General features: G+C 38.7%; 23 protein-coding genes and 1 pseudogene. All 24 read right to left on the bottom strand.

Annotation, left to right across the window (positions count from 1 at the left end; translation table 11 throughout):
* Nucleotides 1–283 precede the first annotated feature (283 nt).
* Nucleotides 284–1,410: pseudogene (locus AAC636_RS05635) on the bottom strand (IS3 family transposase).
* A gap of 184 nt (nt 1,411–1,594) precedes the next feature.
* Nucleotides 1,595–2,152, bottom strand: coding sequence for an acyltransferase (locus AAC636_RS05630; protein WP_340301096.1), 558 nt, complete (start codon nt 2,150–2,152; stop codon nt 1,595–1,597).
* Between the two features lie 46 nt (nt 2,153–2,198).
* Nucleotides 2,199–3,086, bottom strand: coding sequence for a hypothetical protein (locus AAC636_RS05625; RefSeq protein ID WP_340300696.1), 888 nt, complete (start codon nt 3,084–3,086; stop codon nt 2,199–2,201).
* The gene (locus AAC636_RS05620) at nt 3,079–3,849 is read right to left on the bottom strand and encodes a glycosyltransferase (protein ID WP_340300695.1); all 771 of its coding nucleotides are present in this window, start codon (nt 3,847–3,849) and stop codon (nt 3,079–3,081) included. The genes AAC636_RS05625 and AAC636_RS05620 overlap by 8 nt, the downstream gene beginning before the upstream one ends.
* Complete coding sequence (locus AAC636_RS05615; protein ID WP_340300694.1) at nt 3,850–5,271, bottom strand: hypothetical protein; 1,422 nt, start codon at nt 5,269–5,271, stop codon at nt 3,850–3,852. It lies immediately after the preceding gene.
* On the bottom strand, nt 5,264–6,340 hold the full coding sequence (locus AAC636_RS05610; RefSeq protein WP_340300693.1) for a hypothetical protein: 1,077 nt from the start codon (nt 6,338–6,340) through the stop codon (nt 5,264–5,266). Before AAC636_RS05610 ends, AAC636_RS05615 begins: the two co-directional genes overlap by 8 nt.
* On the bottom strand, nt 6,337–7,335 hold the full coding sequence (locus AAC636_RS05605; protein ID WP_340300692.1) for a glycosyltransferase: 999 nt from the start codon (nt 7,333–7,335) through the stop codon (nt 6,337–6,339). Before AAC636_RS05605 ends, AAC636_RS05610 begins: the two co-directional genes overlap by 4 nt.
* Nucleotides 7,336–7,351: 16 nt before the next feature.
* Complete coding sequence (locus tag AAC636_RS05600; protein ID WP_340300691.1) at nt 7,352–8,110, bottom strand: hypothetical protein; 759 nt, start codon at nt 8,108–8,110, stop codon at nt 7,352–7,354.
* Between the two features lie 63 nt (nt 8,111–8,173).
* Entirely contained in the window at nt 8,174–9,247 is a 1,074-nt protein-coding gene (locus AAC636_RS05595; protein WP_340300690.1) for a hypothetical protein, read from the bottom strand.
* Nucleotides 9,248–9,791: 544 nt separating this feature from the next.
* Nucleotides 9,792–10,547, bottom strand: coding sequence for a glycosyltransferase family 2 protein (locus AAC636_RS05590; protein ID WP_340300689.1), 756 nt, complete (start codon nt 10,545–10,547; stop codon nt 9,792–9,794).
* The gene (locus AAC636_RS05585) at nt 10,544–11,269 is read right to left on the bottom strand and encodes a glycosyltransferase (RefSeq protein WP_340300688.1); all 726 of its coding nucleotides are present in this window, start codon (nt 11,267–11,269) and stop codon (nt 10,544–10,546) included. The genes AAC636_RS05590 and AAC636_RS05585 overlap by 4 nt, the downstream gene beginning before the upstream one ends.
* A 39-nt stretch (nt 11,270–11,308) precedes the next feature.
* On the bottom strand, nt 11,309–13,042 hold the full coding sequence (locus AAC636_RS05580; RefSeq protein ID WP_340300687.1) for a hypothetical protein: 1,734 nt from the start codon (nt 13,040–13,042) through the stop codon (nt 11,309–11,311).
* Nucleotides 13,029–13,733: an acylneuraminate cytidylyltransferase family protein gene (locus tag AAC636_RS05575; RefSeq protein WP_340300686.1), complete on the bottom strand. Its 705-nt coding sequence runs from the start codon at nt 13,731–13,733 to the stop codon at nt 13,029–13,031. Before AAC636_RS05575 ends, AAC636_RS05580 begins: the two co-directional genes overlap by 14 nt.
* 228 nt (nt 13,734–13,961) lie before the next feature.
* Nucleotides 13,962–15,512, bottom strand: a complete 1,551-nt coding sequence (locus AAC636_RS05570) for an N-acetylneuraminate synthase family protein (RefSeq protein ID WP_340300685.1) — start codon at nt 15,510–15,512, stop codon at nt 13,962–13,964.
* Nucleotide 15,513: 1 nt separating this feature from the next.
* Nucleotides 15,514–16,605, bottom strand: a complete 1,092-nt coding sequence (locus AAC636_RS05565) for a Gfo/Idh/MocA family protein (protein ID WP_340300684.1) — start codon at nt 16,603–16,605, stop codon at nt 15,514–15,516.
* A 46-nt stretch (nt 16,606–16,651) separates the two neighbouring features.
* Nucleotides 16,652–18,394 (bottom strand): ABC transporter ATP-binding protein, encoded by a 1,743-nt coding sequence (locus AAC636_RS05560; RefSeq protein ID WP_340300683.1) that lies wholly within the window; start codon nt 18,392–18,394, stop codon nt 16,652–16,654.
* Nucleotides 18,391–19,074, bottom strand: coding sequence for a cytidylyltransferase domain-containing protein (locus AAC636_RS05555; protein WP_340300682.1), 684 nt, complete (start codon nt 19,072–19,074; stop codon nt 18,391–18,393). The genes AAC636_RS05560 and AAC636_RS05555 overlap by 4 nt, the downstream gene beginning before the upstream one ends.
* A gap of 217 nt (nt 19,075–19,291) precedes the next feature.
* Entirely contained in the window at nt 19,292–20,353 is a 1,062-nt protein-coding gene (locus AAC636_RS05550; protein WP_340300681.1) for a nucleotidyltransferase family protein, read from the bottom strand.
* A gap of 26 nt (nt 20,354–20,379) precedes the next feature.
* A complete protein-coding gene (locus AAC636_RS05545; protein WP_340300680.1) occupies nt 20,380–21,051 on the bottom strand; it encodes an acetyltransferase in 672 nt (223 codons plus the stop codon).
* Nucleotides 21,048–22,118, bottom strand: coding sequence for an N-acetylneuraminate synthase (neuB, locus tag AAC636_RS05540; RefSeq protein ID WP_340300679.1), 1,071 nt, complete (start codon nt 22,116–22,118; stop codon nt 21,048–21,050). The genes AAC636_RS05545 and neuB overlap by 4 nt, the downstream gene beginning before the upstream one ends.
* 14 nt (nt 22,119–22,132) lie before the next feature.
* Nucleotides 22,133–22,804, bottom strand: a complete 672-nt coding sequence (locus AAC636_RS05535; RefSeq protein WP_340300678.1) for a PIG-L deacetylase family protein — start codon at nt 22,802–22,804, stop codon at nt 22,133–22,135.
* Nucleotides 22,801–23,715: a methionyl-tRNA formyltransferase gene (locus AAC636_RS05530; protein WP_340300677.1), complete on the bottom strand. Its 915-nt coding sequence runs from the start codon at nt 23,713–23,715 to the stop codon at nt 22,801–22,803. The genes AAC636_RS05535 and AAC636_RS05530 overlap by 4 nt, the downstream gene beginning before the upstream one ends.
* Nucleotides 23,712–24,863: a UDP-N-acetylglucosamine 2-epimerase gene (gene neuC / locus AAC636_RS05525; RefSeq protein WP_340300676.1), complete on the bottom strand. Its 1,152-nt coding sequence runs from the start codon at nt 24,861–24,863 to the stop codon at nt 23,712–23,714. Before neuC ends, AAC636_RS05530 begins: the two co-directional genes overlap by 4 nt.
* Nucleotides 24,860–26,053: a LegC family aminotransferase gene (locus tag AAC636_RS05520; RefSeq protein ID WP_340300675.1), complete on the bottom strand. Its 1,194-nt coding sequence runs from the start codon at nt 26,051–26,053 to the stop codon at nt 24,860–24,862. The genes neuC and AAC636_RS05520 overlap by 4 nt, the downstream gene beginning before the upstream one ends.
* Nucleotides 26,054–26,056 lie beyond the last annotated feature (3 nt).

The raw sequence follows: 26,056 nt of genomic DNA, 5'->3' as shown, positions 1-26,056 counted from the left end.
ATATCCCAAAGGTAAGCTAAACGCGTCCTTACCAAGATGCTTTATTTCGTCCAATGTGTTGGCATGCTTATATTTCTTCGCCTCGATCATCTATTCCTGAAACTCTTTATTATGCAGATTAAAAATCTATCAGATTCACTATATTTTTTTATAATTTTTATTAGAGCTATTAAGAATAAGATATGAAAGTTACTATTTTTTGAAAGAGGTTAGCTATTTTTATATGATCAGCGAAGTAACTTGAACAAGTGAGCAGCCTCATTTGACCGGTCCAAGTTTATAGTTAGTGCATATTTGGCCTCTGATCCATTTGTATGATGGCTTCAGGAGCGGGTGGGCGATAGCCCAATGCACTGTGCGGTCTCTTTGTGTTGTAGTGCTGTCTCCATTTTTCAATGATGATTTGGGCTTCTCGTAGCGTGTAGAAGACTTCGCCATTCAAAAGCTCATCACGGAACCTGCCGTTAAAGCTTTCGCAATATCCATTTTCCCACGGGCTTCCAGGTTCGATATAAGCTGTTTTTGAGCCAACAGCCGTAATCCAATCTCTGACCGCTAGAGCAACGAACTCAGGCCCATTGTCAGAACGAATGTATGCAGGTGGCCCACGCAAGATGAACAGATCTGTTAAGGCATCAATCACATTCGTGGAGTTCAGTTTCCGCTCAACTTTGATGGTCAAGCATTCCCGACTGTACTCATCGATAATGTTTAAGGTTCGAAACGGTCTCCCGTCATCCGTTCTGCAGTGCACAAAATCATAGCTCCAAACATGATTGCGGTACTGGGGGCGAAGACGGACGCATGAACCGTCATTCAGCCAGAGCCGTCCTTTCTTGGGTTGCTTAGGTGGAACTTTGAGCCCCTCTCGTCGCCACAGCCTCTCAATGCGACCATCGCTGACTGACCAACCCACCTCTCTCAGAAGGTAGGCCACTCTGCGATAGCCATAGCGGCCATACTGTCGGGCAAACTCAATCATATCCGCAACAAGTCTCTCTTAATCCGCACGCCCTTTTGGGGGATTACGTTGTGTGGACCGATGTTGCTCAAGCACACGACAGGCTCTGCGCTCTGAAACATCCAATTGCGTGCGAACATGATCAATACATGCCCTGCGACGAGCGGGGCTTAGAAGTTTCCCCGTGCAGCTTCTCTTAAGATCAGCTTATCGAGTGTCAGATCAGAAACAGCTCTTCTCAGCTGTTCATTCTCTTTTTGTAGACGTTTAAGCGCTTTCAATTGATCAACGCCCATACCGCCATACTGTCTGCGCCAGCGATAATAGGTCTGCTCAACAACACCAATTTGTCTGATCGCATCAAGACGGGACAATCCTTGCCCAATCAACACTTCAACTTGACGTAACTTTGTAACGATCTCTTCGGGCTTTGGCCATTTGTTTGCCATTCATGGTCCTCCGTTTCCTAAACATAGCAGTGGACCGGTTCAGTGGGGGAGGCTCAATTAGAAGCGCCTTTCTAATCTAGTACATTATGCTGCTTCGATTTCACGAATCCCACTCTTTTTAATATTTTTCGTGAGGTTTGCAAAGTTTTAGAGGCCTAACGGGCTACAGAGTTAAAGGCTCAAATCAATTTTTCATTTCAAGTTGCTTTAGCAACCTAGCTGGAGCGCCCCCATGTAAGCCCCAGCTTCCGACGATGCACTTTGTAACAACTGAATTGGCTGCGATGATGTTAAAACTAGAGATTGAGCACCCAGGATTAACGACGACATTTCGACCTAACCAGCACCCTTCAGCAATGGTTATCGAGCTCAAGTTAACGAGATCCCTCTCGCCCGAAAGACCAACACAGGGAAAACGATGAGTGACATCTGCCAGAAATACGTTATCAGACACCGTAACATCTCTCTCAACTTCGACCGACTGGCTAACCTCGATCTGACAGTTTGCGCCAATGAAAACATTATCAGCCAGAAAAAAAAACGCGTCCTTAGCAACATTAATTTTGGTTCCTCTGCCAATTTTGCAGTTTTTCCCAACCATCATCCGCCCCTGAATGTTAAGGGTGACATCGCTTTCAAGCCAACCCTTCTTGCCAAAAACACAAAAAAAACGAACACGCTTTAACGCATTAGCCAATTGAAAACGAATACGAGTAAATCTGAACACAAAGCTTAACCCCATAAACACCACACACTCTTTAAGACTGGACGCACGAGCGTACTAATTATCACTCAAAATTACCTTTATCCAAATCAATATACTTAGAGCTATTGGCTTCAACATATTTACGAGCATCCGAAAAGAACGCGAATGATTTCACACCATTCTCATGCATTTCCCTGTAGGAAATTTCCCTGAAGCATGGACTCCCTTTAATGATTTTGACAACGAGAGGAACAAGATCATTCTGTAAAAAAATCATATTGTTTCCCATTTCAGACACATGAAACAAGGAATAACCTTTTTCGCTCAACAATGACTTAAACGCCAAGAAGCTTGCACCATAAATACAACCAGAGGCATCAAAACTAAATCGATTGAAATCTTCTTTATAGGGAGTTGAAATCTTTTTTAAATCACCAAATAAACTGTTATACTCAACAATTAACACTTTTGGCTTACAAGTTATCTCTTTCAACACCCAATAATCATTTCCATCCAAGTCGACAGAAATTACGTCAAATTCCGTTGATAGTGCAGAACTGGCCGAAACAATTAAGTTATTGATATTTTCAACTGTAATCCACGATTGGAGAGCCAAGACGTTTGCAGAATAGAATTCCCGAGATTTCTGGATCTTGGTTATATTTTTTGCACTACCATCGATTACACAGTATCTACCGTTGATCAGCGAGCTAAGAATTCTTGTATTTGATTCCCGCCAGTCCTCAACCCCAAATTCCAAAAATGAATTCAAGCCAAGAATCCGCGATAAAACATACAGAAAAAAGTCCTCTTCACCCTGAGAAAAGCCTTTGAAACGCGGTGAAAACCTTTCATTTGCGCCGATTAAAATATTTTGAAATCCAATCTCAAATTGGTTACGAATTATCTTTTCATAGAAGTATCGATCTCTTTTAAGATAAGAGAATTCAGAAATAATTTTTTTAAACACGTGAACCCCCCATCGTGATTTGCTTAAGTTTTCGGATGCGCTTAGATAGTACTGTCAAAAAATAAAAACAACCAAAATACTTGCGGGCGATTGATAGATCCTCACGAAACGACCTTAAGTATTTTTTTAAGCTACCATTACTTGCTCCACCAGCAGACATCGCGATAATACCACTTTTTACATACATTATTTCCCTATCGCATAAAAACTTAAAGCATTTCAAACACCAATCGTAGTCTGACGCAATCTGATACTCATCACTAAATAAAATATTATTCGTTTTCAAAAAAGACGTCCTTACACAAACTGTTGTATGTGGGGGCATCCAGCCCAAGAAAAGCTGGATTGGGGAATAGTACTTCCCATGCCACTCTCTTACAACCTTATCATGGTTATTGATAAAAAGGACGTTCGAATATAAAAAAGAAATATTTCCTGAACTCGAAATTATTGAATCAGAGTAATTTTTTAAATAATTACAATCTAAAAAAAAATCATCTGAATGTAAAAAAAGCGTGTAGTCACCAGAAGCCAGATCGACGCCACTGTTCAATGCAGTGTAAATGCCCATAGGATCTTGTATTAATAATTTGTTTGGCAGCATACTTGAATTTTGAATGATTTCCAATGTATGATCTGTTGAATTTCCGTCAATTACAATCCACTCGAAATCCCTGAATGTTTGCCTTTCAATAGAGTCAATACATCGTTGGATTGTACGCTCTGAATTTCTTGTAGCAGTAATAATCGTAAATCTTGGCATTTATTTTTCTATAATACGATCAAGTTTTACATCAATATGACGCTTATAGTGTAACGCCATATCGGTAAAAACATCAAAGGAATTAGCGTCAATTTCGTCAAAAGAAACGTTAGTTAAATTAACAGAAGGGAAATTCCAATTATAATGTTGAGCAATGGCATAGCGCATCTTAACTAAATCCGGGTCAAGCGACGTTGGATAAAGGCCAACAGTGTCATTCCAGTAAGAAATGGTGGATGAAACTGAGGTTTTTCCTAGTATGAAGGACTCTGCGCCTAATGATGTATTGCGTGAGATAACCATGTCTACCGCTTCGACTAAGTCGTATGTATTAACGGCCGTGTCGGCTGATATGATTTTCACATTGCTATGAATTTTATAAAGTTTAAAAATATCATCGTACCGCGAGTTGCTACGCAATCTTTCTATCGGATGAACTCTTATAATAATATTTTCATTCTTGTAGGTTTGTAAAATTTTTTTCACAAAACTAAATTCGGTTCCATAGACGTCCCTGCGCATTAATGACGCTGCGTCCCAAGGACAACTCAGTGGCACTAATATGTTCAATTTAGAAGGGTCCAAATAATTTGAAAGATCGTTGCTACCCCTTTTTACTTTCTGATATTTAAATATATCTCTTGAACCCATTCTATCTGAAATAAGTTTATCTGCAGATTTCTGTATAATATGAGAGTGGGAACTGCTCATTGAGCTAAAATCAAAAGATTCAACTTCACCTAAGTGTGCAGCCACGCCCTCTCTCGCAAAAATAACCTGTCCGTTTGAACCGGAATCGTATGTATAATACTTTATTTTACAATTATTACATGCGAGAACGTAGGAAAAAGATGGACTTAAAACTCCACCAGGAATAACAATAACGTCATCACAACCAAGTTGAGATATTTTCAATTTTACCTTAACATAGTGTAAACATTGACGCCTGTAATAAAAATTTTTAAAAATTGAATGGCAACTTCTCCACACAAGCTCGCTTTTTGTATACCAAGTTATATTTGCTTTAATATTTTCATAACATGCCCTCCGCTCCGCAAAAGTCAATTGATTGATAGTTTGAGAGTTCCTACTTTTTTCATCAATAATCCTTTGACGAAAAATGAATACAAAAACCAGATGTATTGGGTAATAAACATATGAAAAACTTTCAATAATGAAAGAAACTCTGCAACCATTTTTACTGATCAGTGACGCCAAATATAGTTGATACCATGGCACCCTAGTCCCCTCCCAGGGACATACCAAAAAATGAAAGTGGAATCCAGCTTCCGCAGTTAAGTTCTTTGCCTCAATAAGATCACAATTTTTACGCAAACTCCGTAAACGAGATTCAAATAAAAATATATTTAAAAAAAGAGGTTTACATAGTTTAATAACAATCTTGTAGTATATATTAAACATTTACATCTCGTAGTTCATCTTCAAGCAGCTGCAAGATTGGCAACGTGACATTAGCCGGGCCCAAACTTCGCAAAAATACACTTGGATTGAATGAGAGGTTTGGAACCCTTGAACAAAACGCCAATAATTTTTCATGATTCATGTCGTCAATCCCATATTCGTGCGAAATAGATTGATAATCATCAAGAGCTGACGCCGAATAAATTTGTCCACTTTTTATTTTGAGCAGGCGATCGCGCGGCCGTATATCACGATCGTGTTTCGTTACCACATCACTTTTTTGCACTAAATTCCGTAATTTAATAACAAATATTGCCGATATGAGAGCCCACCAAACCCACTTCTGATGTAAGGATGAAATGGCCAAAATTAATGCACCTATGACATTACGAGCTATGATTAAGTTGATGAATTCTTCAAATCTTGGATTATATATCATTGGAATTGAGTGATAGTACTCCAAATTTCCACGAATACCGAGAAACGGCTGTCTTTTTATCTGCAATTTTCCCGCATGCAAAAAATGTGTGTCGTACGTATCCTTTAAATAAACAACTTTTGAGAAATGATCACCAAAAAATACTTCATCATCCAATATTTTACTTTCTTGCAAAATTTTTAAAAGGTTTATATGGTCAATTAAAATAAAGATTTTGTCATAATTATTAATTTTGATCGAATAATCAGAAAAAATGAGCTTTTCGGAATTAACGTATTTTAAAACGCCGTAAGAAAATTTCGCTCTGGACATAAGACTAAAAGCCGACTTCTTAAACCATGCTTCTCTTCCTTTGAAAAGAACTCCTTTATTTTGAGCTATATTAACATTTAACCTCGATCCGATTATATTTATATTACGAGACCCAATGTTGCAAAATTGAAACATTTTCCTTGAATAGCAGTATACATCTGCGAAGTGATACAAAACTCCGCCCCATTGCTCGACTCGTCCAAATCCGATTTGACCATCCAATCCTATATCTGCAGAAATAATTTCAAGCTCATGATCCTGCAATGCACTAGCAGCATATATTCCAGCAAGTCCAAAACCCACAATCAAAACTTTCACAACGCTTTTAACTCCTTTACAAAATCTTTCACAATAATTTTCCTTCGCATCAATTCATGGCTAAAATCAACATTACATTCTATTGGCATTTTTTTTGAAAAAATATCACTTAGCTCCTGTTTTGAATTTACAAACATGGCGTTACTTACTTGGTCACGATGGAATGATGTATCGCTTAAAATAATCGGCTTATTGAAGGCTAGCGCCTCTTCGACTGAGGAATTCCACCCCTCATACAAGGAGTAATTCAAAAGAGCTTTACAGCGAGCAAACAATTCAAATTTTTCCGAGTTGCTGACATATCCCAAAAAATTTGCACTTGAGTCAGACATTAGTTGTTTTAAACGTTTAGTATAAGCTGTGTTTCTTGGATCAAACAACTTACCTATTACAATTAGGCCAATTTTCTGATCTGATTGATCATACGCCTGAACAACTTCGTCAACTCTTTTATGTGCCCAGGATTGAGCAGCAACCAAAATATATTCTTTCTTACAATGCGCTTTAATATCTTTTATAGAATCAGATTTTGGGTGTGAAATATGATCTTCAAAAAAGCTAAGTACACAAACTCGTTTTCTTGGGGCAATTTTATGCAGTCTTATTTTATCAAAATTATTTTGCACCACGATTAGGTCACTGTAATCGATTAATTTATTCTCAAATCTCACTCTACGCTTTACCTGAGATCTCGAGAAAAACTCTGGAAAATCATGTACTTGAAAATCTGGAAACCAAGAAATACTTTTTATCCCAAGTAATCTTTTTATAAATTGTGGAGGGAAAAAGTTTGATCCATAAACAAGTCGACTATTATGTTTTGATACAGTTATCAGTCTAAAAATACTTAAAAATGAAATTCCAATTGTCTTCCAAATCAGTAGATCTAGTCTTGCAGCTACAACGTATCTTGGGTGAATGGTCTTAATTTGAACTTCTACGCTGTTGAGCGCCATGATGCGCTTGAAACGCTGATAATAGATGCTGCCTCCCATATAATCAGGCCTATCATTAAATATGATTATTTTCATAATACCGAATTACCTCATCAAGAGCACATAATCCAACATACTTAACTGTATACCCACGATCAAATAATCGAGATTTTGTTGATGCTAAACTCATATAGTTTAAATTATCATCATTAGGATGAAATTTCAATTTCATATGAAAATTTAATCCTTGAGCTATGTACTCGACAGCATTTATCAAATGTGTTGCCTCTGAATTTGTGAAATTTACAATTCCCGAAAATTCATTATTCAAGCTAAATCTCATCATGCTAATGAAATCTTCCTCACAAACAAAACATCTTTTCTGTTCTTTTGAAATATGAAAATCACGAACTCCTAATTTTAATTTTCTAATCGCATCATAAACAATTTGTTTTTTAAGCTGTACAGAGACAAACGAAAAAAGTCGGACTATCAAAATATTATTCTTTGCGCTGTGGCACAATGATTTCTCAATTTTACGTTTATGATATCCATATAGAGTAACCCCATTTCCATACTCAACGGATTCATCATAATCTTCAATAAAATTACCGAGAACAGCGGGCGTACTGACATGGACTATACGATCAAAATAGGGCGCTAAATTTTTGATGCTTTCAATATGGGACCATTCCCGTTTAATGTTCTCGTCCGACATCAAACTTGGGTGTGGTATTCCAGCGCAATTAAACAATGTTCCCGGATAGTCCGATGCAACATGACGCAACGATTGTGCAATCGCTCCCCTACCAAGAACATTACTCGAAATAATCACGTTTCAGCACCTTAAATTGATAAGGGATGTCATTTTTTTAGAGCACAGTAAATTAACAAAATTTTACTTACGCACCCGAGACTTCGATTTCACGAGCCTGCTAGTACACACCGCCAAATACACAAAAATAAAATTCATTAAATGGGTTAAGGTCGGATTACCCAATGCAGTCACCCAAATGGGCAACGCATACCAGATACATCTTGTTCCAAAAAGTAATTGAAACAGCAACATTAATAGAACGAAAAAAATGCCCAGCTTGTGATAGTATGAAACGTAAGAGATTTCGAATCCATATGGCCTTGAAACGTCTCTAATCAGCTCTTGAGGCAAACTTGCTCCAAATCCCTCTCCCCAGATTGTAAGTGTATTTTGTATTAATGAAAGTGTCACGGTTAACCTTGTAACGTTTGAAATGTCGGAAGGATCAAAGGTTGCAAGAAATAGGTCATATAAAGGAAAAAAATTTGCAAAGACAGAAACGCAAGAAATAATTGTAAATATTTTTAAAAAATTAATTTTCTTTACGTCAGCTAATATGATGTAGCATACAAGGACGAAACCCGAAAGCACAATGCCCTTTGATCCAGAGAATACAATTGAAAAAATTATGATAAGTACGTCAACCAACTTCAGCGAATTATGTTGGAGCGCCACCTTCATAAAAATCAAACACATCAATAACGTAAAATTATAATTATAAAATCTGTTCCCAACGACAGTACCGCCAGAACTATAAAGTCCAAAAAATTTTACGAACCAGCCATCACGCTGAAACACCTCATAACCCATTGAATGCAGGGCAACAACGACAACGCATTGTCCCACAATTATCAAAATTAATAAATTTACAAAGCGCTTAGAGAAAAAAGTTCCTGTCCTGAGGAGCGATGCAAGTGGAATGATATAGAAGAAGAGCGAGTTTTTAAGAACATGTTGCCAAGGGCTTTCATTTAAACCCTTTATAGTAAAGACTATAATAATTGCATACCAAATAAAAAGTATTAAATAACGGGCAACTGAAATTTTCGTTTTTAATCCAACAAGAAATAACGAAAGAGATGATAATGCACTAAATAAAACCCAGTCAGATGCTACAACCGAAGAAAGTAAAATATTTTTTATGAAAATCCTCATTTTCTAAAATAATTTTTTATACGAACAGATCCGGAAATATCATGTTTTCCAAAATAGTATAACGGACGGCTATCAGGGCAAATCATATATTCTTCAAACATGATGCAACCGGACTTTTTCGTTTCACAAATTATGAGTCGTTTTTCGTCAATACCAAGATCTATCAGTAATCTACAAAATTTTAATGTTGACGGATAGGACATATATCTCGATGAATTAAAATCGTGTAGCCCAATATAGCCATTTGGATAAGCATGAGAGAATTTGCATATCTCACGAACTAATAACAATTTTGGTTTGAATATCATAAGTTGCCTACAAATGTTATTCATGACGTTGCATAAGCGCCACAGGGGTGGTCTCTTTGAACAAAACCAAGCTGCGGGATGAAACTTTGTAATCTCAGAAATGAGACCCTTCTCAATCAAAATTTCTGAGTGATATCCATAAAAGTTACTCAAATCAAACGAGTAAGACTTTAAAATTGAAACGTCGATTTCGTTAGAGTATTTTGAAAAGTTAGATGACCCAAAAACAGTCCGTTTCAACGCATATATTCCTCGATTAACTGTTCATAAAAACTGATAAGTACAGAATACCGAAATCCAGCATATCCATCCAAAATTCCTAATTTAAATACAAGTTGATAAATCATTCTTAAAACAAACCTAAAGCGGACTATATTTGCTGTCCGACGCTTTAAAATGGGTAAATTTTGATTAAATTGGCCATTTCGAAACTCAAGAGCCTCACGTTTGGCATAATCTATATGCTTAAAAAGCCATTCATCAACGCCTTTGCTAAAGTTATAATGAATGAGCTTTGATTTTAATTTCCCTACCTTTCCATCCACAAATGCAACAGGGTTGATATCTCTTTGATAAAAAATATTATTTACTGTAAACAGCCTTACTATACCTGGACACTTCATACTGAATTTGAGAGATTCTCCAGATATAAACCTATTATCTCGAAAAACTTTAAAGGCCTTAAAACCATCAGGCTCAAGGTTAGAAATTTCATATAGCAAGTCAGTACTTACACGCTCATCCGCGTCTACATAAAGGACCCAATCATATTTAAATCTAATATTGTTTAGGGCCCAATTTTGGTGCGCTGCCCATCCAGAAAACTCTCTTTCAACTATCCGCGCACCCAGATCGGAAGCGATCTTCACGGTATTGTCAGAACTGATGGAATCAAACACAATAATATCGTCTGTAAGACCTTGAACCGATCTGATACATTCAGCAATGTTCAGCTCTTCATTTAATGTAAGAATTAATACTGAAACTTTCAAATTAACACTGCTTTTAATAATTTGTATCTGGAGTAAATCTTATTGTAATATTGAATATTTTTTGAAGTAAAAGCACCAGAATGCCGATAATGGTTTATTAAGCATTCATCAATTATTCGTACTTTTTTTCCTTTCATAAAACAATAACTTGAAAGATACCAATCATGCATTGGTGAATTAGGAATATTATCAATTACTTTTTTTGGAAAATGCGTTCGGTTGATCGCCATACAACACCCAATAAATCCATTTCTGATAAAATTTCTTAAGAATCGATTGGACGTTTTTAAGTGCTGAAATGCTGTAGTATTATGCAGGGGATCAGTACTATTCTCACAAATGTACTTAGCATTATGGACCATAAGTGATAGATCCTGATATGAGTATTCCTTTTTAGTGACCATAATTTTTGATGGAAGCCACTCATCATCCTGATCTGCGAATATTACTACGTCGCATCGCGCGAGATTTATCAATTTCTTGATATTTTCTAGAACGCCCATGTTTTTACTATTGTTGTACACTTTTATATCATGCATTGAACGAGCCTGAGTCTCAATCAGGTATTCCAATGAACCATCTGTTGAGCAATCATCAACTATTAAAAGCTCATCGTTTTCTTGCAACTGAACTAGAATTGAATTTATTTGAGTTATGAGGTGGGGCATGCCGTTGAAAACTGGCATAACAACCGTCACCGGTATTTCAAAATTTCTATCCATGTATATTTCCAAATTTACGCCATATACGCAGCTGCATTGTCATTGAATATAGAACTTCTTATCGTCAAGGATCCCATCACAAATAACGTCTAAGGTCTTCATATTTTTTGGCCTTAAAAAGTCTAAGCTAATGAACGATAGGCTAGTCTGATATCCTGATTTTTCTTTAGTAGACAATAATGGAAGATCCAACATTCTCCTAAAATAAAGGTAATGAGCATACTTCACGGCTGTGTCAAAACACTGATCTTCATCATAGTGTTGCACAAAACTTTCGATGTTTTGTAGTATTTTAACGTATTTATCCTTTGATTTGACATCATAGCCATACCCCTTGTTTCTACTAAATGTTTCACCAGCCACAATTAAAGGCGATTTAAGTAGCGCGATCTCTAATCCCATTTTAGTACCATAAATGATATTTAACGCCGCCAGTGAGGCGAGAGTATACGAACTTAAGTCACTTGACGGTGGTATTACTCTAATATTTGCAGGCAAAACTGGGTAACGCTTATAAATTTCATTCAACATGGGTTGTTTTGTTGGAATCCCACCACGGGTCTCAGCTGGGTGGATCCTAACAACAAGAGTAATATTTTTGTTAAGTGCAGCGGCATCGATTGTTGTCCAAAGCCAATCAAAAATATCATCAAAAACGTTTGAGCTGTAAACAACCTGCGCATCCCAGATTACATTAGTATATACAGCCACAATTTTGGTGCGTTTATCGATGTTCAAGGACGAAATCAGCTTAGACTCGTCTTCAATAGGACTTGGATGATACGACAGGTAGTCCACTCCGGCACCAGAAGTTCGCTTAGCCTCTGCGTACTTTAAAGTCTGTTTCACCTCATCCTCAGAAAGAGTTCTTTTATTCCAAATTGAATTATCCTCATTAATCAACTGATGATGATAAGTTTCTCCGTGACAAGCTATAATAGTATTTTTCCTGATGCCTCCCCCCCCAATGACATCAATTGGAATATTAAGCTTGTTTGCAACTTTTACTGCTAAACCATGAATTTGATAAATTCCATGTATGCAAACGATTTTATCAGGCTTCAAAGTAGAAAAAGCATTAATATATGCAATAGTGGTTAATATGCCTGCTAACAGGTATCTCTTTTTTAAGGCTTCATCAGCAGGTGCGTCACCTATCTGACCTTTAAATGTAGCCCTTAATATTGAAGCAAATGCCTCCTCCCCAACCGAAATTCCTTCAAACTCAAAACTACGAAATTTTTTTAAATCAATATCTTTAACGATACTTTCAGCACGTTTATAATCGTCGTTAGTTATGTAAACACTCATTTTATGGGTAGCGACCCCTAGCTCATTTAGAACATGGGTGACATTTTCGGTACAAGAATTACACTTACTGGTTATTGTGCTATTAAAGATCCCTTCCCTTGCTATTAGGGGAGCTTTAGGCTTGTTATTTCCATTCTTATTCAATTCACAAGCTGGTAAGCTTTTCGCACATACTAAACTACTGATTTTAGCTCCGCGTTGCCTTAACGAATTTATTAAAATTGGCTCAATTAAGTAATAATGGGACCCTAATCCGTATCCTGTTACAAACAGAACATGCTTACTATCCTCTCGGGTAATATGAGAAGAACCGTTTTTTAGTACATTTTTCCATTGTGACATTAATTCCGTGTAATCAGGGACCACTTTTCGGCTTTTAATCTTAGTTAACCAAAACTTAATTTCTTTTAGGACTGGATAAAGTAAATTCACTGGTACTTCCAAATCGTCAATTGCTACCATTAATCAAAGCTTCAATAGCCCTAACGTCACCAAGTGTGTCAATCGATATATGAGGAGCGACGAGACGCAATCCGCCAGGACGGTTTCCCCAAATGTTCTTTGATTGGACTATGCAATTTCGGGTGAAAACGTATGCAACACCATTCCGATGGTACAATTTATCCAATTGCTGTCTGGCAACAATTTTTTTTCCCGAGGGAGAATAATGGGTCATATCTGTACCATCCAATTTCATTTGTTTTAGTGGATGGTATTTGGGGTCGCTTTCCGACAGCGTCCACACAGACGTATAGTTCTTATCAACTAACAACCGCAACGCTTCACGAACTTCATGTGGTTTTCTCAAAGGAGATGTCGGTTGCAGCATCACTATATAGTCGTAGTTCACTCCATCTATTCGCTCAACCTCAAGAAGAGCGTGATGGATTACCTCCCAATCACCAATAAAATCACCAGATATTTCTTTTGGACGCATGAACGGAGCAGATAAACCATGTTTTACTGCATCTTTTACAATGTGGTGACTGTCTGTTGATACGATACACTTGTCTATTTCATCAATGCTTCCAACAACGGTAGCAACGTGTTCCAATAAACTTTTTCCATTTATTTTCAATAAATTCTTATTTTTAATTCCTTTTGAACCACCACGTGCTGGCACAATTGCCAAAACTCTCTTACCATTAATCATAAGGGCATCTTCCTACTGCAATTTTCAACAAAAAAATTTTTCATAATTAAATATGTTTACAATTATTAAAAATTTAAGGCAATATTTTGCGCCCCACTGTAGATTTTTAAGGAATTAAAGTCCAAATCAAAAAACCTAGAGTTTAAAGAAAATTAAGCCTTTTACCTTTAAGTATTTGAATATTTTATCTAAAAAAATTTTTTATTTTCCTATCTATGCTTTGAGCGCTCATTTATTAGTAAGCTTATTGTGCATTTGAAAACGTCCCCAATGATCAACAATGGTCTTTCTCTCCTGAACGCTGAGTTTGTTTATCTTGGGATCTCTATAAACTGAATCCCCATTAATCGCTTTGGTAGATATCTCTTCAAAGACACAACCCGTGTCGGTTTTGAAACTATGCCAAACGCCTGGATAAACAGTGAGCACGTCCCCAGGTCTCATAATAGTTTCTTTATCTTCGACAGTTACAATCAAAGTCCCCCAAGTTACCAAGAAAGTTTCTTCCTTTACTTTATGATAATGAGCCGGGTGCTGTTGACCTGGCAATTGTACTAATATTTTTTTTGCATAATCTCGGTTTATCACGTTTATTAGAACAACCCCCACTTTAGAAAAATTCTTTATGCCATAATGGTGAGAATATTCAGTAGTAAACTGGGGATTTAATGATATATTTGCCTTATTTAACAGTGCTTTTACATGATGGATGTTTTCTTTTAAAATAGATTCCAGCGTAATATCTGGAAATTTAATTTTTTTAGCAATGACAGGAGCACCGTTCGAAATTGGCTCTTTTACAATTAAATTATCGCTCCACATACCGGTTAAAACTTGTCCAGTCTTGGCCGGGAATGCGAATGTAACATCGTTACGAGATATCCTCTCTCCGACTTTTAATTCACGATTTGCAAACACTCCCCGGGTCAAACTATCAAGTGCATCGCGTTCTTGCGGCAGCGGAGCAGACCTCTCCTTTGATCCAAGTAAAATCCTCGCTCGTTTATATGAGGAAATCCACTCAGTCAGCTGTGCTGGCGTTGAGGAGTATTTGTTCAGTGTGATGTGTTCGGTTTCGAGCCCTACATGGCGCTCAAACATCTCAGCACCTAATGCAGCCGCCAATCCAACGTGTATCGTGTCCTCTGGCGCTTCATGCGTCGACCAACCAATCACTATATTTGGATATCTCTCCTTCAAACCCGCAATATTTCTCAGGTTGCATGCATAATCTGGCGTTGGGTAAATCGATACACAATGCATCAAAGCGAAGTTACATCCACGATGTTGTAGGAAGCTAACCAGCCTATCTATATGTTCAAACTCAAGTCCACCGGTCGAAGCTATAATCGGCAAGCCAGCATTAGCAATCTTTTCTAAAAGCGGCCAATCGGTGGCCGAACAACTTGCAACCTTAATTATATCGAACTTCATATCAATGATTTTCTGTACAGAAACCTCATCGAATGGCGTACAGATTGTTATTAGACCAGCCTCGTCAGCAGCATTCTTCATAACTTTGAAATCTGACCACGAAAGCATAGTAGACAAAAATCTTGAGACATGACTATTGTCTGAATTATCACGTTCACTTTCATGCACAAATGATGGAAGATCTCTAAATTGGAACTTTATCCCTGCTTTGACGTCCATCTTATCGACAACATCAGAACATTTCTTTATTATTTCCAACGCATGCTGTAAATCTCCTTGATGATTATTAGCGAGATCTAAAACAAAAAGGTCTTTGAAATTGAAGCCATCAATAAAATTGATCATTTTAATTTATACCCTTAATTTTTAGTTTTTCTGGATACTTGACCTGGAGGGTTCGTGTTTCAGCTTGGGACCAAAGAGCGGTTTTGATTACTGACATTGTAGCATATCCCCTATTGATATTAATAGGAGAATTTTCATAATCATTATTTTCCAAAAAATCTTTAATGTGTTTCAGCTCATTAATAAAATCGTCAGGACGCGTCTTTTGGAACCATTTCTCAGAAATATCATCGGCTCCTACACACCACGATACTAAATCATGTCCGTTTGATTTACCTATCTCAAGTGACAAAAAGCCGTTTTGAAATTGCAACCTCAGATGTTTATTAGATGGCTTAGTTACTACATCTTGAACACACCTGCCCAAGATTCCCTTTTTGGATTGCAAAGTTAAGATGGTGAGGGAGTCATAATTTACCAAATCGTCTTTGACATAATCAATCGTGCAACTGACTTTGTCAATTAAGCCAGCATCGCATTTCAAAGCGAAATGCTGCCAAAGATTGATGGCGTGAGAATGCTCACACAAAGCCCCCCCACCTCTTTCAGTGAAGCCAAGATAACTATCGGCGGGTCCATCCAACCAATGGTGAGCAGCAAATATTCCACCCCAATGCTCTCTAAATTCAACGTCGATAGTTAGCAATTTACCAAAATCTTCGTTATCGATGAGATACTCACAAAATTTAACAGCATCACCTACAGTATGGTCGTAACCGATAAAGGCTTTGATTTGGTACTTTTCGAATAAGGAATGAACTGTATCTAAATCAGATGATCCGGGTTCGCATAATGGTTTCTCTACAAGAACCGCTCTAGGTTTTTCACATGCAATAACTTTTGCAATTGACAAATGACTGTCAGGAGGCGTTCCGATACATATTAGGTCATAATCTCCCTTAGGAGCTGTTTCCATGCTGTGGAGATTAATTTTTGGATCCCAAGCTCCATATCTTGAGGGATATATTTCTTTCTGAGTTCTCTCCAAAGCCAATAGATCAATATCACACATATCAACTTGCCATTCCAACCGCCGCGCTGCGTTAGCCAAATGGTTACCGATCGAACCCGCGCCAATAACCTTAACTTTCATCAGTAGTCACCTTTCACTAAATATTTTCACAAAGCATGGGAACCATTTATTCAATCGCGGTAGACGTATCTTTGAGGTCTTGAATGTCGAAGATTTCGTCACAGTAAGAAAACGTCTGCATTCTATGTGACACGATAAGAACCGAGATACGATCACGGATCCTGTGGAGATTTTCCAAGATCTTTTTCTCTGTGCTCACGTCTAAAGCGCTGGTGCCCTCATCAAGAACAAGCAGTTTGGGCCTACGGTACAAAGCTCTGGCAATCCCTATACGTTGTTTTTGCCCCCCGGAAATTTTGCATCCCCTCTCACCGAGTATGGTTTGGTATCCGTCTGACAGCTCATTCTTAATAAAATCACCTAATGCGCATATTTCTACCACTTCATCCAGCCACTCAAAGTCGATATCATCGCAATCCGAATATAGTGTGATATTTTTTGCAATAGTATCATCGACAATAAATACCTCTTGAGGAACATAACTTATAATAGTGTTCAAATGTACAAGATTTTCGTTGGCCAATGTCTTACCGTCAACTTTTATACAACCTTTATTTGGACGGAGAATCCCAAGCATCAAATTGATAAGCGTCGACTTACCAGACCCACTAGGGCCTTTTATACCTACAATCGAATTGCAATTAATACCGAAGTTAAAATCTTTGAACAAAGCATATCTAGCACCTGGATAATTGTAAGTGACAGATGACAGCTCAATACGATTATTAAACAAAAGAGGCACTTTCACTTCGTGAAATTCTTCATCTAATGTTGTTTGCTTCACAGACATTTTTTCTACAGTCAGAAGAGACGAAGAATTGAAACGCAATTGAGAAATCGAAAAAAATACTTGCTGTAATGCAGGTAAAATTTTGTAGATCCCAAATGTGAATGGCACAATAATAGAAATATATTTTGAAGGCTCATCATCCATACCACTCATTAGGAGAGCTGAAATAATTATGATACTAAATAAAACTAGCTCAACGACATATTTTGGCAGGATTGATAAAGCTTGAGATTGAGCCTGAGCATCACAAAACATTTTTGTAAATGAATTGAAATTTTTAGCCTCAATTTTTTCAGCATGATAGAATTTGACCTCCTTAATGGATGATAACATATTATTTAAAATTTTAAACATTTTAGAATTAGCGCTGTATCTCTTTAATCCAATTTCAGTTTGAATTTTTCGTGTGAATATGACCAATGATCCAAAAATTGAACCAAAAATAAAAATTAGCAAACTCATCGCGGCAAAGTCCAAATAAAACAAAAATGCTGAAATGGATAGAATTAATAAACCACTTGATACAAGTTGAAGGCTTGGAATGATGAGCCCCACTACTTTAACGCTGATTTCTGAAAGAATATCTTTACTTAAGTCAGCGCTATGATTCTGGACGAAGAAAGAAAAGTCATTAGACAGGAAATTATCTATAGTTGTTTCAGTAAGAGCATATTGCAAAACATAAGTAAAATTTATTTGTTGGTATGCAGTATACATTCTGAAAAACTGAGCAAATATGACATAAAAAAGAAGCGAAATGCCAAAATAAAATATAAAATCGTTTTCGCTTTCGAAGTGGAGAACCTGACGAAATAATTGTGCAAGAGCATAATTATCCACGAGATTTGGATCTATAATTAAGTTAACGAACGGAATTAAAAATGCGAGCCCAACAACTTCAAATAACGCCGTGAAAAAAAATAAAATTGTAAGAAAAATTAGTTTGATCCTATCTTTTGAGTCCAAAAGCATAACGAGCTGATTGATTACTTTAATCATTTTTTTACATGATCCCCGTACATTTCATCGTAATTTGCTTTCGCTAAATGAAATTGATACTCGTAATCAATATCAAAACTCCTTGAAATGGGCGTTTCAATCAATTGCGTTTCTGGGCCAATAAACCCTTTTTGCAAAAAAAAGTTTTCAGTGCTAATCCAATAAAACAGTCCATTGAAAAATAAATTTTCTAACTTTGATCCTCGTCGACCTACTTGACAAGCTATACCAAGGTCTTCAAAGACGTCGTTCACCCTATGACGACTTTTCAACACATTCTGTTCGTCATAATGAACACTCACAGAATTATCTGAAACTGAGTCAACAATATCCGTAGTTATTCGAAGCGGGCTAGTAGGTTGTAGATAACAGATATTCAGATCTTGGCTCTTGTATCTGAAATTCAATACGTCAGATACAACTTCAAATGCTGAAGTCCCATCTTCAGCAAATATACCAGGACGTCTCCTCACATAAAGGAAAGGAAATTTAGAATTTAAATTAAAAAAATACTCATCATCTGTTGTTAGCACTATATCGTCGAATATTTTTGCATTATGGGCACATAGAACAGCGTGCTCGACTAAACTCTTTCCATGAATCTTAGCTCGATTTTTTTTAGGAAATCTTTTTGACCCTTTGCGCGCTGGTATAATTGCAATTTTTAGTTTCTTACTCATAAACAAATGATCCACAAAATTTAAGCATTAATTTTCACTATTAGGGTTGTACATCTTAATATTTTTAAGTAAATTTTAAAAATTCGCAATAATTTCACCCAATATTAAAGCATTTAATTCTTGATCTTTTTGAAAATTTTTTGGTCTTGCATTTAATATTTATATTCTATTTTTATTTGAATCATCATAACTTGAAAATTAATATTTTATCATACATTTATGATTGGCTTTTTTGAGCTTGTTCCCGGGCACGTTCTAGCTCGCTCAGACGACCAATATCAATCCAATCATCATCCGTCTCAAAATGTATTACCAAATGATCATTTCTGATTATTCTTTCAAGTAATTCAGGCATATCGCAATATTCATTATACTCCAGGAGCTCTAAACAAGTCTTATTAAGAGCATATACTCCCATACTAATTATTTTTGAAACTATTGGCTTTTCTTCTATGTGGAGCACTCTTGGTCCACATGTGCTCAAGGCGCCAAATGGAACTTCGTGAACATAAGTTCTGCTGCATATCGTAGCGAGCGCATCACTTTGATTATGATGGTCTAATAAATGTTTCAAATTTATCTGAGTAATGAGATCTGCATTCATTACTAGAATATCATCAAATTTATAATTGTTCAGCAGCGAAAGGCTACCAGAAGTTCCAAGTTTTTTAGTCTCCTCAATATATTGAATATTTAAGCCCCACTTTGCACCATCTCCAAAGTAATTTTTTATAAGATGCCCTTTGAAGTTTATAGAAATAATAATATTTCGAAATCCTTGGCGTGATAACCTTATTATTATGTGCTCTAGTATCGGGCGCCCTTCAATGTCGATCAATGGCTTTGGGAGGTCATTTGTGAGTGGCCTTAGGCGTGTGCCTAGACCGCCAGCAAGCAAAAAGACTGGGGTTTCAATATATTTTTCTGTTAAATTATAACTTCGAATTAATAAACTTGTAGCTTTTTTGTCTTTACTCAAAACAGGAATTTGTGAAACCGATCTGTCCGACATTAATTTTTCAGCGCTATCGAGCCCATCTTTCTCATACAAATAAACAAAATCTTTGTTGATGAATTGCAAAACTGGATCGTTAATGTCAGCTCCATTTAGCAACGCTCTCCGGATGTCGCCATCAGTAAGTGTGCCGACAACTTCATCTTCTTTTTCAACTACCAAACAGAATTGCAAAATACTGGTATTAATATTTTGCATTGCTTCTTTAATTGTAGAGTCGATTTTTAACAGATACTCTTTCTTTATTTTTATTTGTTTAATCAAGCTGATTCCAATTTTTTATTCGACTTTTACTGTGATTTAACTTTATTAGATGCATATGCGCGGGCTGGATTGCCAATAGCTATCGTATTCTCGGGTACATCGCGTATGACAACAGCTCCTATCCCAATTATTGCATTATTTCCAATACACACACCTTGAGCGACAACTGATGATGCACCTACATGGACCCCTTCGCCAATTATTACGCCGCCGGACAAAACCGCTCCCGGCGCAACGTGTGAATGAGCGCCAATCGTGCAATCATGTTCAATTATACACCCGGTGTTCAAGAGTACATCTTCAGCAATTTTTACATTATGTTGAATAATTACTCCGGGAAACATTTGCACCCCTTGAGATAGCATAACATCATTGGCTATGATCGCTGTTGGGTGGACGATCGATCCAAACCGAAACCCACATTCACTATTTTTTTTGAATATCGCTTGTCGGAGGGATGTGGACCCCGTAGAGCCAATACCGTTAAACACGTATGTGCTCCTTTGATCGAACTGTTTGAGCACGTCATCGTTTCCTAGCCACCGGCAAGTATCTTGACGAGATGTTTCAGGTGGGCTCGGAGCGACGCAGCCAAAGACTTTCATATCGCATTCTCTTAATAACATCATTAACGCATGTGCATGACTGCCGGCACCAAGAATGATGTTTTTCACATTGTTTTCATTAATAACATTCATAGAAAGTCATCGCGCTTTATCGGACGCGTTGTAATGTTTCCGATGATGTCCCAGAAGTTCATCGGTGACAATCCGTTACCAGGGCGTTTTACTAATATATCCTCTGGTGATAAAGTTTGGGTCTTTGGAATATTGCGTGCTGCCACTAGACTTTTTCTGACAGCTGTTCGGTTTTCCACCTCAACTTTCCCAGGTTGTTTAATTCCAGTCCCAAGGGCGGTTTCAATTGCACGTACCCCATTTACTAGCGATGCCAATTCATGTGGTTCCATTGACGCTGCATGATCAGGTCCGGACAACATTCGATCTAAGGTGAAATGTTTTTCTATCACGCTCGCACCCAGAGCTACCGCGGCAAAGCTTACTGCATTTCCGATCGTATGATCCGAGTAGCCAACGCTAACTCCGAACGCCCTTCGCATTGTTTCCATTGCATTAAGGTTAGTATCCTCAACCGCCGCCGGGTATTCGGTCGTACAGTGTAATAGCGTCACCCGTTCAGACAAGACAGGCCATACATCTGGATCGTGCAGCACTTGAGCAAAGTCAGCGCGCCCCTTCGGCATGCCTTTTCTGCACATTGCGAATGCAAGAACACCTAAAGCCTCCTCAACTTCAGCTAGACTGGCCATACCTGTCGACATAATTATTTTCACCTCAGCTCGCCCCGCAGCTAAAAGCAATGGTGCATTAGTCAACTCACCCGACCCTAATTTTATTTCAGGAAGCGCAAAGTGCTCAGTCAATAACGCCAAACTCTCTAAATCAAACGGCGTTGATAGGAAACTCACTCCTTGCTGAACGCAGCGCTGAATAAGTTTTTCATGATCATTAAGCGAAAGCTCAAGTTTTCTTAACATATCCAGCAGGCTTTCTTTATCGCTGGTACAACGTTTTTGGTAGCCTGCCTTCTCAGCGATACTGCTAGCTAACTTTTGTGACTTAAAAGTCTGAAATTTCACATAATCGGCACCTGTAGCTGCTGCTACGTCAACTAATTCCAACGCTAGATCAAGGTTGCCGTTATGATTTACTCCAGCTTCAGCTATTATTCGCGTCGAATTCACGATATTTAGCCTCTTTATCTAATACGCTGCCGCAGAAGCATAAATGCTTCTGCGGCCTCGAAACCCGACGCCGCTCCACGAAGTAATGCAAGCGCTCGGATACCTTGAAAACTACGCGGGAAGGGATGTGCTGCAAACTCGCTGTTATACATACCTGCAATCTCAATTTTGCGATCAATCGAACTTGAAATGTTAACGAAAACATTAGGACGAAACCCAAGTGAGTCTGGAGAAAGGTCAAAATCTGTCTCAGACTGTGTTTCGTAGACATAAGTCCTTTCTATAGAGCTGTAACGGAACCATTTTGACACAGAAATCGCAGCGTCAAATACAATGGAATGATCGGAATGAGCATCCCGCCTGTGCGGCAGGTAGATGTCAGTTGGCTTAATTCTTGTAGTTACGCTCCCTATCCCCTCTATGATATCTCGCATTGGGAACGAATCTAGCTCAGCTGCCGGAAAATTCAGTAAAATGGTTTCACTGAAGCCATAAGCGTTAGAAACTCTGTCAATTGCGACTCTACGACTTTCTATCTGTTCGGTAGTGAAGCATTGCTTGTCACTCATACCAGTAATAACAAGCCAATAGATTTCGTCTCCTTCATCGCGAGCTTTGAGAAGCGTGCCGCCACAGCCCAAAGTTTCATCATCAGGGTGCGGTGCAATAACTAAATGACGTTTCACAAATAGTCTCCCGTTCGCAAATTTAAAAACGGATCAGTTTCCGATAGACGAACGGCTCCACCTTCGCGCCCCAAACCAGTCTTTATAACTGGGCCACTAACATCTACACTTAGTACTTTACCAGGTTCCGCATTGAATGGAACTTTGTCAGTGACTAGCTCACAGCGCCAAACTTTAACCAGGTGGTTACCATAATAGAACTCGGCGCCGGTATATGGACGAGTTAGCGCTCGTGTCAGGTTGTAAACAGCTGAGGCGGACATGCGCCAGTCAAGCCGGCCATCAGGGGTACTACGCTTGCGCCAGTAATTCGACAGCGAGTGGTCCTGTGGTGACCCATTTAGTTGGCCTGCAATTAAATCGTCAATTATCATGTTAATTTGTTTTGGCACAATCTCTAATACTTTTTGGTAGAGGCTCTGCGCATTATCATTAATATTTATATCTATTTCTTTCTGATTTATAATTGGACCGGTATCTGCACCCTTCTCCATCATAAAAAATGTTGAGGCTGTTTTTTCCAACCCGAGCGCCAGCGCCCATATAAGTGGATGCCTACCTCGGTTCTGGGGTAACGCCGATGGGTGAAAGCCAATGGTTCCGTAACGCGGGATTGAAATGATGTCCGGATCTAGCAATCTTGACCAGCCAACAGCAAAAGTAATTTCAGCCGCACTAGCACGCAAAATCTCAGCCAACTCTGTTTGATTCATGTGCTCAGCATAGAAGATTGGGATACAATTTTCTGCTGCCATCTCTGAGAGGTCAACAAAGTCCGAATTATATGTGTTTTTTCGCATGCACAGCACGCCTTTAACACTAATTTCAGGGCGAGCCATTAACGCCCGTAAGGCTACTTCACTTGATTGGACACAGCCTATGAAGAAAACAGGAACAGCAACCGCATTCACAATTTATAAAACCTTTTGAACAAAATTCCAGAAAGGTTCATCGTACGCAAGATTTCAACAATCTTATTTGAAGCCCCCGGTTTTCCATATGGTGTCTCTCGGCGAGCTGCAATCGCTCTCAACTCACCACTACGTGCTTTTTCTATAGCGGCGTGAATGTCTTCAGTTGTGTTTGAGCAATTCACTACTGCAGGTCCAGTTAAACGACCACGCTGTCGATCGCCAATGTTTACACTGGGAACCCCTAAAAACGGAGCTTCAAGTAGTCCACTTGAAGAATTCCCTATTACGGAGTCCGATATTGCCATCAAATTAAGATATCTATTCACTCCTAGTGAAGCCACTTGCACCGCCGTTTCTGATTTTGCTTTACAGAACGAGCGAATACGAGCGTTGATATCTTGCCCCATAGCATCTGCGTTAGCGCCAGTGAAAACGATACGTACATCTTTCTGCATAGCCAAAGCCATCAGTAAATTGTCAACTGAGGAGGTGCCGCAACCGTCTAGTGTGAGTGGGTGGTACGTTACAAGAAGTGTAGGCGCATCAAGTTTCAATCCAATAAATTCTTCGATTTCGCAACGCGAAATGTGAGGAAGAGATGCAATATTATCAAGCCCTAATGCTCCAACGTTATGCACTGTGCTCGGATGCTCGCCCAATTGAATTACTTTTTTACGGAATGGTTCTGCAGCGGTAAAATGCACATGTGACATCTTAGTTATGCTATGACGAATGGCCTCATCGACAAGCCCCTCAGTCGCTTCTCCACCATGGATGTGCGCGATTGGGATACCAAGTATCATTGCACTTTGGGCAGCAGCTAATGCCTCGTAGCGATCGCCCAATAATACGATTATATCCGGCGACAACCTCGACAAAGCGTTTGTAATGCCAATTACACCCATCCCAAGCGACTGTCCAACCGCACGAGAACTGTTTGAAGCTAGTAGCATATCCACTTCTGCATCAATCTGGAAATCTGCAGAATGAATTTCATCATACGTATTACCATACTCAGGGACTAGATGAGCACCGGTAACTATCAATTGCAAATGGACATCAGAAGCCTCTTTCAGACCTAATAACACGAAGCGCAGCAAGCCGAATTCTGCTCTCGTACCAGTGATCACACAAATTTTTCTCATATTCCGTTATTCACTCGCGCACCCAGATAAGCTGACGAAGGAATGCTTATTAGACGTGCGGCTAAATCCTCAGCTTGCGTTAGGATGGCACGTGGCGCACTTTGATAAATTGACAGCTGATGCATGAGAGCCCAGACTGGCCTAGCCATAATTCCTGCATCATTCAGAACCGTCAAAATATTGTTTCGGTCTTTGGCGTATGCACGGTCTAGAAGTAACGTTATTAGCCAATTGTTTGAATTTGAGACAATGGGCGCTTTAAAAATTTGCACACCAGACAATCCACGAAATGCCTCAGCGTATCCATCGAAAAGACGCTGCTTCAATACCAAACGGTTATTTAATTGCTCTAACTGTGCTAAACCTATAGCCGCATTAACATTTGGCATTCGAAAATTATATCCGACTTCATCGTGCACAAATTCCCACTTGTGAGCAAGCTTTGCTGTGGTACTCAAGTGTCTCGCCCTGCTGGCCATATCAGCATTATTAGTAACAATTGCCCCCCCCCCACCCGTCGTCAAAATTTTGTTTCCATTAAAGCTGATAGCCGCGACTGTTCCTAAGCTTCCACAACTTTTACCCTTGTAACGGCTGCCTAAACTTTCGGCTGCATCTTCAACAACAACCATAGGCCAATCGGAAATCGCTGCATCGATGCCATCCATGTCAACAGGGCAACCAAATACGTGCACAGGGACCAAAGCTGCAATTCGCCGCCCGGTCTTGCGGTTCCAGGTTTGCCCCCCACGGACCTCAGCAATCCGTTCAAGATGAGAACGCAACAAGGTTGGGCAAACACCCAAGGTATCATAGGCGCTGTCAATAAAATGGGGCACCGCACCCAAATGAGTAACTGCATTTGCAGTTGCCACAAAAGTAAGCGTAGGCAGCAAAACTTCATCACCTGCGTTAACCCCAGAGACTGCTAATGCGATTTGAAGAGCAGCTGTACCATTCACAACAGCAACACCATGCAAACAGTCGGAAAGTCTAGCCACTTCAGCTTCAAACATGTTTACATATGATCCAACTGACGAAACCCATCCAGTATCGATACAATCTAAAACTAACTCCCGCTCTCGGCCAAGAAATTCAGGTGCATGCAAAGGCAGTGACGCATCATTTTGACCAACAACCGATCTAATACGGTTAAGGAGCTCTTCGGCTAAAGAACGCTTGAACGTCAAAGG

The sequence above is a fragment of the Roseobacter sp. HKCCD5988 genome (genome assembly GCF_037830355.1).
Lineage (GTDB): Bacteria > Pseudomonadota > Alphaproteobacteria > Rhodobacterales > Rhodobacteraceae > M30B80.
The sequence above is the reverse complement of the archived record's forward strand: the minus strand, read 5'-3'. Positions and strand labels throughout refer to the sequence as shown.